General features: G+C 65.0%; 17 protein-coding genes. 10 read left to right on the forward strand and 7 right to left on the reverse strand.

Annotated features, from left to right (window positions below; genetic code table 11):
• Positions 1-4 precede the first annotated feature (4 nt).
• Positions 5-991, reverse strand: coding sequence for an NAD-dependent epimerase/dehydratase family protein (locus tag D3877_RS06350; protein WP_119829845.1), 987 nt, complete (start codon positions 989-991; stop codon positions 5-7).
• A gap of 171 nt (positions 992-1,162) precedes the next feature.
• Here D3877_RS06350 and D3877_RS06355 point away from each other — a divergent pair, with 171 nt between their 5' ends.
• The 4 genes from D3877_RS06355 (at position 1,163) to D3877_RS06365 (ending at position 3,095) form a co-directional block, all read left to right on the forward strand.
• Entirely contained in the window at positions 1,163-1,498 is a 336-nt protein-coding gene (locus tag D3877_RS06355) for a hypothetical protein (RefSeq protein ID WP_119830822.1), read from the forward strand.
• A gap of 36 nt (positions 1,499-1,534) precedes the next feature.
• On the forward strand, positions 1,535-1,702 hold the full coding sequence (locus tag D3877_RS30120) for a hypothetical protein (RefSeq protein ID WP_199720709.1): 168 nt from the start codon (positions 1,535-1,537) through the stop codon (positions 1,700-1,702).
• Positions 1,703-1,742: 40 nt separating this feature from the next.
• Positions 1,743-2,048 (forward strand): cupin domain-containing protein, encoded by a 306-nt coding sequence (locus tag D3877_RS30125; protein WP_199720710.1) that lies wholly within the window; start codon positions 1,743-1,745, stop codon positions 2,046-2,048.
• Between the two features lie 279 nt (positions 2,049-2,327).
• Positions 2,328-3,095, forward strand: a complete 768-nt coding sequence (locus D3877_RS06365; RefSeq protein ID WP_147395093.1) for an FkbM family methyltransferase — start codon at positions 2,328-2,330, stop codon at positions 3,093-3,095.
• A gap of 117 nt (positions 3,096-3,212) precedes the next feature.
• Here the strand turns inward: D3877_RS06365 and D3877_RS06370 are convergent, their stop codons facing one another.
• Positions 3,213-3,647: a GNAT family N-acetyltransferase gene (locus D3877_RS06370; RefSeq protein WP_238474754.1), complete on the reverse strand. Its 435-nt coding sequence runs from the start codon at positions 3,645-3,647 to the stop codon at positions 3,213-3,215.
• A gap of 158 nt (positions 3,648-3,805) precedes the next feature.
• Between D3877_RS06370 and dcd the strand changes: the two genes are divergently transcribed.
• From dcd to D3877_RS06395, 5 genes are all read left to right on the forward strand, one after another.
• The gene (gene dcd, locus D3877_RS06375; RefSeq protein ID WP_119829848.1) at positions 3,806-4,360 is read left to right on the forward strand and encodes a dCTP deaminase; all 555 of its coding nucleotides are present in this window, start codon (positions 3,806-3,808) and stop codon (positions 4,358-4,360) included.
• Positions 4,361-4,402: 42 nt separating this feature from the next.
• Positions 4,403-5,695 carry a UDP-N-acetylglucosamine 1-carboxyvinyltransferase gene (gene murA / locus D3877_RS06380; protein WP_119829849.1) on the forward strand — a complete coding sequence of 431 codons (1,293 nt, stop codon included), beginning with the start codon at positions 4,403-4,405 and terminating at the stop codon, positions 5,693-5,695.
• A gap of 31 nt (positions 5,696-5,726) precedes the next feature.
• Positions 5,727-6,188, forward strand: a complete 462-nt coding sequence (locus D3877_RS06385) for a DUF2948 family protein (protein WP_119829850.1) — start codon at positions 5,727-5,729, stop codon at positions 6,186-6,188.
• A 224-nt stretch (positions 6,189-6,412) separates the two neighbouring features.
• Entirely contained in the window at positions 6,413-6,847 is a 435-nt protein-coding gene (locus D3877_RS06390; RefSeq protein WP_119829851.1) for a CBS domain-containing protein, read from the forward strand.
• 86 nt (positions 6,848-6,933) lie between these two features.
• The gene (locus D3877_RS06395; RefSeq protein WP_119830824.1) at positions 6,934-7,815 is read left to right on the forward strand and encodes an urease accessory protein UreD; all 882 of its coding nucleotides are present in this window, start codon (positions 6,934-6,936) and stop codon (positions 7,813-7,815) included.
• 12 nt (positions 7,816-7,827) lie between these two features.
• Here the strand turns inward: D3877_RS06395 and D3877_RS06400 are convergent, their stop codons facing one another.
• On the reverse strand, positions 7,828-9,051 hold the full coding sequence (locus tag D3877_RS06400) for an MFS transporter (protein ID WP_119829852.1): 1,224 nt from the start codon (positions 9,049-9,051) through the stop codon (positions 7,828-7,830).
• A 240-nt stretch (positions 9,052-9,291) separates the two neighbouring features.
• Between D3877_RS06400 and D3877_RS06405 the strand changes: the two genes are divergently transcribed.
• Complete coding sequence (locus D3877_RS06405) at positions 9,292-9,597, forward strand: hypothetical protein (RefSeq protein ID WP_119829853.1); 306 nt, start codon at positions 9,292-9,294, stop codon at positions 9,595-9,597.
• A 173-nt stretch (positions 9,598-9,770) separates the two neighbouring features.
• Here the strand turns inward: D3877_RS06405 and D3877_RS06410 are convergent, their stop codons facing one another.
• From D3877_RS06410 to D3877_RS06425, 4 genes are all read right to left on the reverse strand, one after another.
• Positions 9,771-9,989, reverse strand: a complete 219-nt coding sequence (locus tag D3877_RS06410) for a DUF1127 domain-containing protein (protein WP_158599793.1) — start codon at positions 9,987-9,989, stop codon at positions 9,771-9,773.
• A gap of 234 nt (positions 9,990-10,223) precedes the next feature.
• Positions 10,224-11,189, reverse strand: coding sequence for a class II fructose-bisphosphatase (glpX, locus tag D3877_RS06415; protein ID WP_119829855.1), 966 nt, complete (start codon positions 11,187-11,189; stop codon positions 10,224-10,226).
• Positions 11,190-11,265: 76 nt separating this feature from the next.
• Complete coding sequence (locus tag D3877_RS06420) at positions 11,266-12,573, reverse strand: homoserine dehydrogenase (protein ID WP_119829856.1); 1,308 nt, start codon at positions 12,571-12,573, stop codon at positions 11,266-11,268.
• Positions 12,573-13,844 (reverse strand): LL-diaminopimelate aminotransferase, encoded by a 1,272-nt coding sequence (locus D3877_RS06425; protein WP_119829857.1) that lies wholly within the window; start codon positions 13,842-13,844, stop codon positions 12,573-12,575. Before D3877_RS06425 ends, D3877_RS06420 begins: the two co-directional genes overlap by 1 nt.
• Between the last annotated feature and the right edge of the window lie 139 nt (positions 13,845-13,983).

Here is a 13,983-nt window from a genome sequence, read left to right on the forward strand (position 1 = left end):
CGCGTCAGGCAATCTTGTGATAATCCCGATACCAGGCGGCGAAGCGGGGCAAGCCAACCTCAATGGGTGTGGTCGGCTCGAATCCCAAATCGCGGCGGCTGATCTCGATGTCGGCGGCGGTTTCCGGGATGTCCCCGGCCTGGAGCGGCTCCATCCGCATGACCGCTTTCCGCCCCAACGCCTCTTCCAGCACCGCGATGAACCGCATCAGATCTTCGGATCGGTTGTTGCCCAGATTGTAGACCCGGTGCGGCGCGCCGGTCTCATCGTCCGGCGGCGCCGGGTGATCCAGGCTCGCCAGCACGCCAGCGGTGATGTCGTCGATGTAGGTGAAGTCGCGCTTCATCTTGCCGCCGTTGAACACCCGGATCGGACGCCCCGCCATGATCGCGTCGGTGAACTGGTAGGTGGCCATGTCCGGGCGGCACCAGGGGCCGTAAACGGTGAAGAAGCGCAGGCCCGTCGCCGAGATTTTGTAAAGATGGCTGTAGGAGAACGTCATCATCTCCGCCGCCTTCTTGGTCGCGGCGTAGATCGACACCGGGCTGTCCACCCGGTCCTCGACCGAAAAGGGCGTCTTCCGGTTGCCGCCATAGACGGACGAGGAGGAGGCGTAGACGAAATGCGCCAGCTTCGGCATCCGCCGCGCCGCCTCCAGCATCGCCACTTGGCCCGTCACATTGGCGTCGACATAGGCGTAGGGGTTTTCCAGCGAATAGCGCACCCCCGGCTGCGCGGCCAGATGAACCACGCCGGTGACGTCCTGAAACTCCGGCCACAGCCCTTCCACCGTCGCCCGGTCGGCGATGTCGGCCTTGACGAAGCGGAAGCCGGGCCGCCCCAGCAGCCGGGCCAAGCGCGCCTCTTTCAAGGCGACCGAATAATAATCGTTCAGATTGTCGAGGCCAAGAACCTCCTGCCCGCGATTCAGCAAGGCGTCGGCGACGTGTGAACCGATGAAACCGGCGACGCCGGTGACGAGAACAGTCATGGTCGGTGGCCCTTGTGCGAAACAGCCGCGCGCGTGATCCGGCGCCCGTCTTATGCCCGAGCGGTCGGCGCCGCGCCAGCCTTCAAAGCGGGTTTGCGCGGCTTGACAGGCGCGCCGTCCTGCCGGTCTACTGCGCCGACGCGCGATATTTTACCAATGATGGTCTGCACGATGCCCCCCAAGAAGAACCCGTTGAACCTGAACCCGCTGCAACTCCGCACCCTGACCCTGCTTCAGGAAGTGGCGCGGTTGGAAAACAAACCGGCGGAAGAGGTCGGCGCTTTTCTCGTCACCGGCCTGCCCAACGCGCACGGCAACCATTTCCACCTCGGCCACGCCGTCGTCGCGTCCAAGGACGCCACAGGCCTGCGCAACCCGGCGGTCTGGACCATCCTGGAGCGCAAGGGCCTGCTGAAGCAGGAACCCGATCAAGCCACCGTCACCGCGCTTGGCATGGGCTATGACACGGGCCTGCGCGACGAAATCCTCCACCATTCCGATCATTGATCGGCGCGGCCTGATCCTGCGCGGCGACCGCCCCCGATGACGGACACCCCCAAGCCAACAGCCCCAACGGCGAAACCCAAAGCTGGCAACAGCCGCGACGACCGTTTGGCCGCACGCCTGCGTGAAAATTTGCGCAAACGCAAGGATCAGGCCCGCCAGCGCGAGCAAAACGACCCGGCGGACGGGGGGCCGGACAAGACCTGACCGACTCCGCCCGCCCTTTTTGCCTTATGGACGCCGCCCCGTGACCAACCGCGTCATCAACCTGCCCATCGACGCCGCCGCTTTGCCCGACGCGTGGCGCTCCCGCGTCGTCGGCCGGGTCGGTCCCTGCGCCATCAAGATCATCCGCATGGACGAGGCCGGGATCGATTGGGAAGATCACCCGGAGTACGAGGAAGCTCTTTACGTCCTTGATGGCCGGATGGAGCTGGAAATTCCGGGCGAACGCATCGTCTGCGGCCCCGGCGACCTCTATGTCGTGCCCGCCGGGGTGCCGCACCGCGTTTTGCCCGGCAGTCACGGGCTGTTGCTGCTGATCGACCGCTGAGACGGTCGTTCCAACTCAGAGGCTGACCGGAAATAAAGTTGCGCGATTTCAGGAGGCCGTGCTTTGGTTGAGTTGCGACACAAAACCGGAAGCCACTGATGACCTGGACTGAAATCACGCGCCCGAAGCATCGCCGGGACGGGCTGCGCTAAGCAGGTTCGCAGCCAGAACGATTCCGCGTCAGACCCTCAGGATAACGGTGGGGCTGCTAGAAACGCACAGTCTCTTGATGCAGACCGCGACATAACAATCTATGTCCCAAGCAAATGAGGCCATCACGTGAACACCACGCCGTCGTTCAGCATTGTCGTTCCAACAGCCTATGGCCAGATGATAGTAAATCGAAATGACATTAATCAAACAAATGCATTGGTGAAGACGGGAAGAGCAATCGATCACCACGAAATAGGTATGTTACAAATAATTGCAAGGGCGATGGGAGACAATATCGAATTTCTGGATATTGGAGCAAATTTCGGCGTGTATGCCCTTGGCTTGGCTGCGCATGTCGGCCCGAAAGGGAAAGTGCATGCCTTTGAGGCGCAAAGAATCATTTTTAATATGCTGGCTGGTAGCGTGGCGCTGAACGCCATCACCAATGTGCATTGCCATAATGTGGCTGTTGGCAAAGGCGATGGGAAAATTGAAGTTCCTCAGTACGACTATTCAAAGCCGTTGAATTTTGGAAGCATCGAGTTCAGTGCGCAACAAAATGAAGCGCTCACTCAAAAACGCTCATATGACATGGATAAGGTGGAATTTGTCAAGTTGGTGAATATTGACAGTTATGGCTTTGAAATGGCCTCATTGATTAAAATAGATGCGGAAGGCATGGAGATAGATATATTGGATGGGGCAGCAGAAACAATAAAGCGATGCCGTCCCGTTATGTTCATTGAGTTTCTAAAAGTTGATCGATATAGGCTTCGCCATCAGATCGAAAATTTCGGCTATGCTGTTCATGAGAGCGGAGTTAACTATCTGTGCATTCCTCATGAACTTGGGGCACGGATTAAGGTGAGCACGGCTCTTCGTCCTCCCACTTAGAGTCCGTCCGTCGCATCGCTTTGTTGGTCCAGACCATCACAGGGTTCCTTCCTGTGTCGCAACGCGACGGAATCACGGGTCGCCAAAATGACGCAACTTTGTTTCAAGCTCAGCCTCTCAGGCCAGCGCCTTGCGGAACCAGATTTGCGTGTGGCCCTCGGGGTAGCCTTCCATCCGGCTCCACTCCTCATAGCCGCATTTCGGGTAGAAGCCCGGCGCCTGGAAGTCATAGGTGTAAAGCCGCGACCACCGGCAGCCGCGCGCCCGCGCCTCAGCCTCCGCCGCGTCAAGCAGGCGCCCGCCCAAACCGCCGCTGCGCCCGCCATCGGCCACCCACAGCAGATCGACATACAGCCAATCCCAATTGGTGTAACCGACCAGCCCGCCGCGCAGTTCTCCGGCGGCGTCGCGGGCGACCACCACAAGGTCGCGGCGGTCATAGGCGCGACCGGAGGCCGCTTCGTTGTAAGCCTTCAGCCCGGCGAACACCCGTTCGGCGTCGGGAAGATCGGCGGCGTCCGCAACGGACAGGATCAGGGAATCGTCAGTCATGCCGACGATCATGCCAAAGCGGCGGGGGAATGACCGCAAGAAACGCCCTTCCGTCAGGGCATGGCACGTTTGCTGTCCTTGAGCCTGCGGGCCGGGTCCGCTACAAACCGAACGCACACGCAATCCCCCAGATCGTCACGCCAAGGAGTACCCCGCCGATGGGCATCATGCCGGACACATGGATCCGCGAGATGGCCGAGACCAAGGGCATGATCGAGCCTTTCGTCGAGACCCAAAAGCGCGAGGGGGTGATCTCCTACGGCGTGTCGTCCTATGGCTACGACGCGCGGGTGGCCGACGAGTTCAAGATCTTCACCAACGTCAACAACGCCATCGTCGATCCCAAACAGTTCGACGGCAGCAGCTTCGTCGACCGCAAGACCGACGTCTGCATCATCCCGCCCAACAGCTTCGCGCTGGCCCGCACGGTGGAGTATTTCCGCATCCCGCGCGACGTGCTGGTGATCTGCCTGGGCAAAAGCACCTACGCGCGCTGCGGCCTGATCGTCAACGTGACGCCGCTGGAACCGGAATGGGAAGGCCATGTGACGTTGGAGATCTCCAACACCACGCCGCTGCCCGCCAAGGTCTACGCCAACGAAGGACTCTGCCAGTTCCTGTTCTTGAAGGGCGACAGCGTCTGTGAAGTCTCCTACGCCGACAAGGCGGGCAAATATATGGGGCAAAAGGGCGTCACCCTGCCCCGCCTCTAACGCCGTCCCGTCTTCACCCTCATCGCAGAGATCACCGATCCCATGGACAAGATCCGCATTCGCGGCGGCCGCCCGCTGAACGGCTCCATCACCGTTGGCGGCGCCAAGAACGCCGCGCTGCCGCTGATGACGGCGGCGCTGCTCTGCGACGAGACGCTGACGTTGACCAACCTGCCGATTCTGGCGGACATCAACACCCTGTGCAATCTGCTGCTGCAACATGGCGTGGCGATCCACATGGAGGGGGCGGGCGGCGATTGCGCCGGGCGGGCGGTGTCCTTCACCGCGCGCGACATCACCAACACCACCGCCCCCTATGATCTGGTCCGCAAGATGCGCGCCAGCGTGCTGGTGCTGGGTCCGCTGCTCGCCCGTTGCGGCGAGGCCAAGGTGTCGCTGCCCGGCGGTTGCGCCATCGGCGCGCGGCCCGTGGACCTGCACATCAAGGGTCTGGAGGCGATGGGCGCCGACATCCGCATCGAAGGCGGCTACATCGTCGCCAAGGCCCCCAAGGGCGGCCTGCGCGGGGCGGAGTATGTCTTCCCCAAGGTGTCGGTCGGGGCCACCGAAAATCTGCTGATGGCGGCGACTCTGGCCAAGGGCGTGACCATCCTGGTCAACGCCGCGCGGGAGCCGGAGGTCAGCGATCTGGCCGAATGCCTGGTGAAGATGGGCGCCAAAATCACCGGCATCGGCAGCGACCGTCTGGTGATCGAAGGGGTGGACCGCCTGCACGGCGCCCGTCACATGGTGGTGGCCGACCGCATCGAAACCGGCACCTACGCCATGGCGGCGGCGATGACCGGCGGCCGTCTTGACATCCTGAACACCCGTCTCGATTTGATAAAGGCGGCGGTCAAGGCCCTGGCCCCCGCCGGCGTCGCTTTTGAGGAGATCGAGAACGGAATCCGCGTGTCGCGCGCCAACGGCGAACTGCACGGCGTCGATGTGATGACCGAGCCGTACCCCGGTTTTCCCACCGACCTTCAGGCCCAGATGATGGCCCTGATGTGCACGGCGTCGGGCGCGGCGATGATTACGGAAACCATTTTCGAGAACCGCTTCATGCACGCGCCGGAACTGACCCGGATGGGCGCGCGGATCACCGTGCACGGCTCTTCGGCGCTGGTGCGCGGGGTCGGGCGGCTGACCGGCGCGCCGGTGATGGCGACGGATTTGCGCGCGTCGGTGTCGCTGATCCTCGCCGGGCTGGCGGCGGAGGGGGAGACGATGGTCAACCGCGTCTACCACCTCGACCGTGGCTATGAGCGGGTGGAAGAGAAGCTGGCCGCTTGCGGGGCCGACATCGAACGCATTCACGGCGGCGAGGACTGATCCCAGCCTCCCGCCCCCAACGAGAGGCGCCATGACTGTGACCCCGATTCGCCTGCGCGCGGAAGACGCCGAGGATCTCAAGATCGTTTCGGCCTGTCTTCAGGACGCCATTCTGCCAATCGGCGACATGGATTTCCTGCCGGACGACCGGCGTTTCGTCATGGTGGTCAGCCGTTTCCGCTGGGAGGCGGCGGACCGTCCCCGCCCCGGCCCGGCGGCGGACGACGACGACCTCGCCCCTTACGAGCGGGTCCAGTGCGGGTTGCGGGTCGAGGGAGTCACCAGCGTCAAGCGGCGCGGCTTCGACGTGAAAAACCGCGCGCAAATCCTGGAGTTGCTGGCCATCGCCCCCGACGGGACGGACGGCTTGTTGCTGACCTTCGCCGGGGGCGGTTGCCTGCGCCTGGAGTCGCCCTCCTGGCGCGTGTTGGTGGAGGATTTGGGCGAACCCTGGCCGACCGGCAACCGGCCCAGCCATCCGTTGGATTCGTAACGTTCCTTGAAATGTTGGTCGCCACGAATTGCGGCCAACCCTGATGTTGCGCATCCAGGGTCTATCGCGTAACTTTTGCAAGGAATGGCGGGGTTTGCGGCAACAAGCAAACCGCCCGGTCGCCAGCCGCCGGACGCAACCGCCCAGCGCCGACGCCAGCCCCCAGGGGAGAGCGGCGGCGCAATCCTTGCCAACGCGCAAAAACCCAAGGGAGAGCGACGTCCATGCCCAACCGGCCCATCCGCGCCGTCGTGCGCAACCAACAAATCTACAGCGTCCCCACCAGCGCCACCGTGCGCACCGCCGCCCACATGATGAAGGAATACCGGATCGGCGCCTTGATGGTGGTGGAGGACGACCGGCTGATCGGCATCTTCACCGAACGCGACGCGCTGTTCCGGGTTCTCGCGGGCAACCTCGACCCCGACCGCACGACGGTTGGCGAGGTCATGACCGCCGATCCCACCACCATCGCGCCCGACCGCCCGATGGTCCACGCCCTGCATCTGATGCATGAGGGCGGCTTCCGTCATCTGCCGGTGGCCGATGGAAGCAAAGCCGTCGGCATGCTGTCGATCCGCGACGCACTGGGCGTCGAACTCGCCCGCTTCGAAGAAGAGGTGGATGAACGCGAAGCCATCGCGGAGATCCTTGGGTAAAGCCTGGGGGTAAAGTCTCCCGCGTTGCGCCGCGCCCTCTCCTTCCGGCACAGTGGTTTGGTGACGGAACGCAAACGGGGGGCGTGGTGCTGGACTTGACGGTGGCCGAGCGGCAAAAGGCCGAACGCGGCGTTGAGGAGAAAAAGGTCGCGGTGCATGGCGCCGCGACCGTCCGCTTTGAGCATCGCCACGGCGAAACCCGGCTCGCCACCCTGTACCACCATGACCCGTTGCGGGTGCTGCTGCCGACGCCGCGCCGCGACGATCTGCCCATCGCCGTTCTGGCGACGACCTCCGGCGGCATGGTCGGCGGCGACCGCATGGACATTGATCTGTCGGTCGGGCCTGGCGCGCGGGCGCTGGTGACGACGCAGGCGGCGGAAAAGGTCTACCGCTCCACCGGGGCGGATTGCCGGATCGACACGCGGGTCGCCGTCGAACCCGGCGGCTGGTTGGAATGGCTGCCGCAAGAGGCCATCGTCTTTGAAGGCTCCCGCCTGCGCCGCCTGACCCGGTTGGAGCTGTCCGGCGACGCCCGCTTGATCGCCGGGGAAATGCTGGTGTTCGGGCGCGCCGCCTTCGGCGAAACCGTCACGCGCGGCCTGATCCGCGACGCCTGGGAGGTCACGCGCGACGGGCGGCTGGTCTGGGCCGACGCCCTCCATCTCGACGAGGACGTCGGCGAGGCGCTGAACCACCCCGCCGGTTTCGCGGGCGCGGGCGCCTGCGCCACCCTGCTGCACGCCGCCCCCGACGCCGCCGCCCGGTTGGACGCCGTGCGCGCTCTGGCGGACAGCCTGGATCAACAGGCCCGCGTCGGGGCCACCGCCTTCGACGGCTTGCTGGTCATCCGCATTCTGGGCGGCGACGCCCGCGCCGTGCGCCGCGCCTACGCCGCCCTGTGGTCGGGCCTGCGCGCCGAGGCGGCGGAGCTGCCGACCCGCCTGCCGCGCCTGTGGGAGGTGTAAACCCCTCCCCGCTCACTCCGCCGCCGGAACCGGCGCGGCGGCCAGCGGGCGGCTCTTGCGGTCGTCGGGCAGCAGCAGCCCGGCGGCGAAGGCGACGGCGGCCAGCGCCGACAGCATCAGATACAGATCGGTGAAGTCGTTGGTCCGCTCATAGACATAGGCGACCAACTGCACCGCCAGCGGCCCGGCGCCAAAGGACAGGATGTATTTCGCGCCGAAGGCCAGCCCGCGATGCTTGTCCGGGGTGTATTGGGCCAGCAGCATGTTTTCCGCCGGGATCTGGGTTTGCGAGGCGATGACCGTCAAGGCGGCGGCTGCCACCAGCGGCAGGCCGCTCAACGCCGCCACCGCCGCCATCATCGGCACCTGGACCAGTTGGCACAGGATGTAGACGCGCTTCAGCGAATGACGGTCGGCCAACGCCCCGCCGATCATCTGCGGCAAGGCCGCCACCAGATAGACCAACGTCACCAGACCGCCGACCCCCAGCGTGCCGTCGCCCAGCAGATGGTTCAGCCGCGCCTCGAACAGTTTGGGCAGCACCACCTGCATGGCGTTGAAGATCAACCCGGCGCACACCATGGTCAGCGACAGCACGAAAAAGGCGCGCACCACGTCGCCGCGCGTCGGCTTGGGCTGCGGCTTCACGTCGGCGTGGCGGTCCTCGACGACGCCAAGGGCGATCAAGGCCGCCAGGGCGACGCCCAGAACCACGCAGATCGTTCCCGGCACCAGGAAGGCGTAACGCCAGCCGAACCACTGCGTCAGGCTGCCCGCCACCACGGCGGCGGTGGCGACGCCGAAGGTGCCGAACAGGCCGAGATAGCCCATGGATTTGCCGCGATTGGCCGCGTTGGCCATCATCCAGGCCATGCCGACCGGGTGGTAGATCGACGCCCCCAGCCCCAGCAGCGCCAGCGACCACATCAGCGACGTCGGCCCGTCCGACAGGCCGCAGGCCACCGCCCCGCCGCCGGTCATCAGGAAAAAGACCGCCATCATCCCCGCCGAACTCCAGCGGTCGCCCAGCCATCCGGCCAATGGCGCGCCCAACCCGATCAACAAGGCCCCGAAGGTCCACAGCCGGATCAGATCGTCGTAGGAAATCTTCCACTCCCCTTCCAACGCCAGCACGATGGTGAGGTACAGGGCGGCGGTGATGTGCATCAGCGAATGGCCGACCCAAGCGAAGCCGATGGACAGCCGCGCCGACGTCGGGCTGGGTGGTGCGCTCATCAAACGTCTCCGACCTGGGAAGTGTTGCGGGTGTCAGCAATTCCGCCAAACGCTCGCACGGGTCGAAGGGTCGGTCCAATGCCCGGCGAACATGGCCGACATGCGGGAGAAACTCCCTGGATCGTCGCCTTCCCTTTTCGATGCGCGGGGACCCTGTTTCGCGTAGGATGCCCCCGATTTCGTCACCGGCAAGCCCGCGCGGCGCGATCCTGCCCCTTTTCCCTTCTGCTTGAGGCGATCATGGCCGTGTCGCGCCGTTCCGGTTCCCGCCGCACCCCCAGCGATGTTCAGGCGGCGTGGCTGCGTCGCGGTTTGGATCAAGCGGGCGGCAAGCTGCCCCTGTTCGACGAGCGCGGCCAGCGCGTGAAAAAGCCGACCGTGGACGCCTGCCTGAAGGCCGGGTGGGCGGAGCGCTGGTTCCACAACCCGCTGAAACCCGATTGGCTGGTCTGCCGCCTGACCGACGCCGGGCGCGACGCCCTGACCACGCCGGAGCCGGACAACGCCGAGGTCGATGACGACGCCCGCCAAGGCGCCTTGATCTAACCGACCCCCAACAAATCTGAGACCAGACACACGAAAGCCCCGGCGATCCGTCGCCGGGGCTTTCGTGTGTCCGCGTGAAAACGCAGGCGATCCTATAAAACGGCGTCGCTGGCGTCATCCGGTCGGGGCGCGGAGGCGCCCGAACCGGATGACGGCGCGGTCACAGCCCCGCATCAGACAATGCGGCCATGACGGACGGCGTTGTGGATCTCGCCACGGGACAGGCCAACGTCGGCCAGCTCGACATCCGACATGTGATTCAGTTCGTATTCCGCACGATAAAGATCAGCGCGCTCCTTGAACCAAACAACGATCCGCTGAACGAGCGAATTACGGTTTGTTTCCGCGCCGAACAATGCGCTGGACGTCGGCTGAAGGGAAGAATAGCTCATCGTCATCTCCTAAGGCTTGGCCTTGTTGCTGACGAATACTTTATATGCTGCACATGCGAAATCAATGGCACGGGTGATGCGCTCTTGCGGCGGCTGACCTGCGCCGATTCGATGGAAGGATCGTGAACGAACGAATCCACTCCGCCACGCCCGAATTTTGGACACAAAAAAAGGCGCGCGGTCGAAACCGCGCGCCTCTTGTCGTTCCGTCCCGGCGAAGAGCCGGAAAACGGCTTACTTCACCGTCGATTTGCGGTGCAGATTGTGGTGCGCCTCAATGTACCGGACGGTGCCGGACTTGGAGCGCATGATGACCGAGTGGGTGTAGGCCCCGCCGGGGAAGCGACGGACGCCCTTCAGCATGGCGCCATCGGTCACGCCGGTGGCGGCGAACATGACGTTGCCGCGCGCCAGTTCGGTCAGGCTGTATTTCTTGTTCAAGTCAGTGACGCCCCACTTGGCGGCGCGGGCCTTTTCATCGTCGTTGCGGAACAACAGACGGCCCTGGAACTGACCGCCGATGCAACGCAGCGCGGCGGCGGCCAGCACGCCTTCCGGCGCGCCGCCGGAGCCGACATACATGTCCACGCCGGTGCCGGCCTGGCTGGTGGCGATGACGCCCGAGACGTCGCCGTCGTTGATCAGCATGATGCGGGCGCCGGCCTCGCGCACGCGGGCGATCAGCTCGGCGTGGCGCGGACGGTTCAGGATGCAGACCAGCAGCTCTTCAACCTCGGCGCCCTTGGCCTTGGCCAGAGCCTTCAGGTTGTTGGCGGGCGTCTCGTCCAGATCGACGACGTTGTCCGGCAGACCGGCGCCGACGGCGATCTTGTCCATGTAGACGTCGGGGGCGTTCAGGAAGCCGCCCTCTTCGGCCATGGCGATGACGGCCAGCGAGTTCGGGCCGCCGGTGGCGCAAATGGTCGTGCCTTCCAGCGGATCGAGCGCGATGTCCACCTTCGGGCCGCGACCGATGCCGGCGCCGACCTTTTCACCGATGTAGAGCATCGGGGCTTCGTCGCGCTCGCCTTCGCCGATCACCACGGTGCCGTCGATGTAGAGCGTGTTCAGCGCCTGACGCATCGCGTCGACGGCGGCCTGATCGGCGAGCTTCTCGTCGCCACGGCCCATCAGCAGCGAGGCGGACAGCGCCGCCGCCTCGGTGACGCGGACGGCCTCAAGCGCCAGGTTCCGGTCCATGTTGGACAGGTCGACTTGCGTAGACATGGTGTGCTCCCCCCGACTCTGCGGTCGTATTAGGCGGTCATAAAGAAGGTCAGAACTGCTCGATGCGGATCATGCGCGGCGGTTCGACCACGCTGTCCTGCGCCGCGATGGTCGCCAGCGCCTTCTGCATCGCCGCTTCGTCGGTGTCGTGGGTGGTCAGCACCACCGGCACGGCCTCGCCGGGCGAACGGCCCCGCTGAAGGAACTGTTCCATCGACACATTTTGGTCGCGCATCGCCGCCGCGATGTCGGCGATGACGCCGGGGCGGTCCACGACCATCAGGCGGACATAATAGGATCCGCGCCGCGTTTCCATCGGCGACGGTGTCGCAGCCCCCAATTGATCGGCGGGAACGCCGAAGGTCGGGGTGGAGCGGCCTCGCGCGATGTCGATCAGATCGGCCACCACCGCCGAGGCGGTCGGCCCGGCCCCGGCCCCGCGCCCGACGAACAGCACGCGGTCGGCGAAATCGGCCTGCGCCACCACGGCGTTGAACACCCCGTCCACCGCCGCGATGGGGGCCGTCTTCGGCACCATGCAGGGATGGACGCGCTGCTCGACGCCCGCCTCGGTGCGGCGCGCGATGCCCAACAGCTTGATGCGGAAGCCCAACTGGTCGGCGTAGTCGAAATCGACCGCGCCCACCTGACGGATGCCCTCGATGTGGACCGAGGCGAAATCGACCGGCGTGCCGAAGGCGACGGAGGCCAGCACCGCCAGCTTGTGCGCCGCGTCGATGCCGTCCACGTCAAAGGTCGGATCGGCCTCGGCGTAGCCCAACGCCTGGGCGTCGGCCAGCACGTCGGCGAAATCACGGCCCGTCGTCCGCATTTCGGTCAGGATGTAGTTGCAGGTGCCGTTGAGGATGCCGTGGATTTCCGACACGCGGTTGCCCGCCAGCCCTTCGCGCAGCCCCTTGATGATCGGGATGCCGCCCGCCACCGCCGCCTCGAACGCCACGGTCAGGCCCTTGGCTTCGGCCTTCAGGGCGATCTCGGTCCCGTGAATGGCCAACAGCGCCTTGTTGGCGGTGACGACATGCTTGCCGGTTTCAATCGCGGTGGCGACGGTGTCGCGCGCCGGGCCTTCCGACCCGCCGATCAGCTCGACCACCAGATCGACGTCGGGATCGGCGGCCAGAGCTGCCGGATCATCGTACCAGCGCATCGCCGACAGATCGACGCCGCGATCCTTGCCCTTCGAGCGGGCGCTGACCGCGACCACCTCGATCCGGCGGCCGCAGCGCTGCTCGATCAAGTCGGCTTGCGTTTCCAACAGTTTCAGAACCCCGGCGCCGACCGTTCCCAGACCGGCGACCGCGATTTTCAGAGGGGCGGCTTTGTGGTCTTTGGACATCAGACTTTCGCTTTCTCGGCTTCCAGAAGGGCGGCGCGCGCCGCCGGGTCTTTGCTGGCGGCGATGGCCCCCGCGTTGGAGCGGAAAAACTCCTTGATGTTGCGGGTGGCCTGCCGGATGCGGTGGACGTTCTCGACCATCGCCAAGCGCACATGGCCGTCGCCATACTCGCCAAAGCCGATGCCGGGCGCGACCGCGACCTCGGCCTCCTGCAACAGCAGCTTGGAGAATTCCAGCGAGCCGAGATGGGCGAATTGCGGCGGAATCGGCGCCCAGGCGAACATCGAGGCGGCGGGAACCGGCACCTCCCACCCAGCGGCGGCCAGCCCTTCGATCATCACGTCGCGGCGCTGCTTGTACATCTCGCGGACCTGCTGCACGCAATCCTGCGGCCCGTTCAGCGCGGCGGTCGCCGCCACCTGAATCGGCGTGAAGGCGCCGTAATCCAGATAGGACTTGATGCGGGCCAGCGCGGTGATGAGCTTTTTGTTGCCCGACGCGAAACCGATGCGCCAGCCCGCCATCGAATAGGTCTTCGACATCGAGGTGAATTCCACCGCGATTTCCCGCGCCTCCGGGATTTCCAGAATCGAGGGCGGCGGGTTGCCGTCAAAGAAGATCTCGGCGTAGGCCAGATCGGACAGGATGTAGATGCCGTGCTTGCGGCAGAACTCGACGATTGGGCGGTAGAAATCCAGCCCCACCACCTCCGCCGTCGGGTTCGACGGGTAGTTCAGCACCAGCGCCAACGGCTTGGGCACGCTGTGGCGCACCGCGCGCTCCAGCGTGTTCATGAAGCTGTCGATGTCGGTCAGCGCGCCATTCTGCCCAACCGGCAGATGGCAGACCGAGGCGCCGGCCAGGATGAAGCCGAAGGGGTGGATCGGGTAGCTGGGGTTCGGCACCAGAATGATGTCGCCCGGGCTGGTGATCGCCTGCGCCAGATTGGCCAAGCCCTCTTTCGACCCGATGGTGACGATGGTCTCCGTCTCGGGGTCGATGTCCACATTGAAGCGGCGCTTGTAATAGGCGGCGTGCGCCTTGCGCAGACCGGGGATGCCGCGCGAGTTCGAATAGCGGTGCGTCTTAGGGTCGCGCACGGCTTCGATCAGCTTGTCGACGATGTGCTGCGGGGTCGCCTGGTCGGGGTTGCCCATGCCGAGGTCGATGATGTCGGCGCCATTGGCTCGGGCGCGTGCCTTCATTGCGTTCACTTCGGCGAACACGTAAGGGGGCAGGCGCTTGATGCGATGGAATTCAGTGTTGGACATGGGACGCTCCGGAAAACCAGGCCGGTCACGCCACGAACCCTATGAATCCTGCGGACCGGGACCCATCTTCTACCGCCCCATCGCGACGGATGCGAGGCAAATTTCGCCCGTCCGGATTTGGCATCCCGAAACAGGACGC

Source organism: Azospirillum cavernae, from assembly GCF_003590795.1.
In the GTDB taxonomy this organism is placed as follows: domain Bacteria; phylum Pseudomonadota; class Alphaproteobacteria; order Azospirillales; family Azospirillaceae; genus Azospirillum; species Azospirillum cavernae.

What these genes read in the sequence shown, in the direction of transcription:
- D3877_RS06350 (WP_119829845.1), bottom strand. Translation starts at nt 991, where the DNA reads ATGACTGTTCTCGTCACCGGCGTCGCCGGTTTCATCGGTTCACACGTC.
- D3877_RS06355 (WP_119830822.1), top strand. Translation starts at nt 1,163, where the DNA reads ATGCCCCCCAAGAAGAACCCGTTGAACCTGAACCCGCTGCAACTCCGC.
- D3877_RS30120 (WP_199720709.1), top strand. Translation starts at nt 1,535, where the DNA reads ATGACGGACACCCCCAAGCCAACAGCCCCAACGGCGAAACCCAAAGCT.
- D3877_RS06370 (WP_238474754.1), bottom strand. Translation starts at nt 3,647, where the DNA reads ATGACTGACGATTCCCTGATCCTGTCCGTTGCGGACGCCGCCGATCTT.
- dcd (WP_119829848.1), top strand. Translation starts at nt 3,806, where the DNA reads ATGGGCATCATGCCGGACACATGGATCCGCGAGATGGCCGAGACCAAG.
- murA (WP_119829849.1), top strand. Translation starts at nt 4,403, where the DNA reads ATGGACAAGATCCGCATTCGCGGCGGCCGCCCGCTGAACGGCTCCATC.
- D3877_RS06385 (WP_119829850.1), top strand. Translation starts at nt 5,727, where the DNA reads ATGACTGTGACCCCGATTCGCCTGCGCGCGGAAGACGCCGAGGATCTC.
- D3877_RS06390 (WP_119829851.1), top strand. Translation starts at nt 6,413, where the DNA reads ATGCCCAACCGGCCCATCCGCGCCGTCGTGCGCAACCAACAAATCTAC.
- D3877_RS06400 (WP_119829852.1), bottom strand. Translation starts at nt 9,051, where the DNA reads ATGAGCGCACCACCCAGCCCGACGTCGGCGCGGCTGTCCATCGGCTTC.
- D3877_RS06405 (WP_119829853.1), top strand. Translation starts at nt 9,292, where the DNA reads ATGGCCGTGTCGCGCCGTTCCGGTTCCCGCCGCACCCCCAGCGATGTT.
- D3877_RS06410 (WP_158599793.1), bottom strand. Translation starts at nt 9,989, where the DNA reads ATGAGCTATTCTTCCCTTCAGCCGACGTCCAGCGCATTGTTCGGCGCG.
- glpX (WP_119829855.1), bottom strand. Translation starts at nt 11,189, where the DNA reads ATGGACCGGAACCTGGCGCTTGAGGCCGTCCGCGTCACCGAGGCGGCG.
- D3877_RS06420 (WP_119829856.1), bottom strand. Translation starts at nt 12,573, where the DNA reads ATGTCCAAAGACCACAAAGCCGCCCCTCTGAAAATCGCGGTCGCCGGT.
- D3877_RS06425 (WP_119829857.1), bottom strand. Translation starts at nt 13,844, where the DNA reads ATGTCCAACACTGAATTCCATCGCATCAAGCGCCTGCCCCCTTACGTG.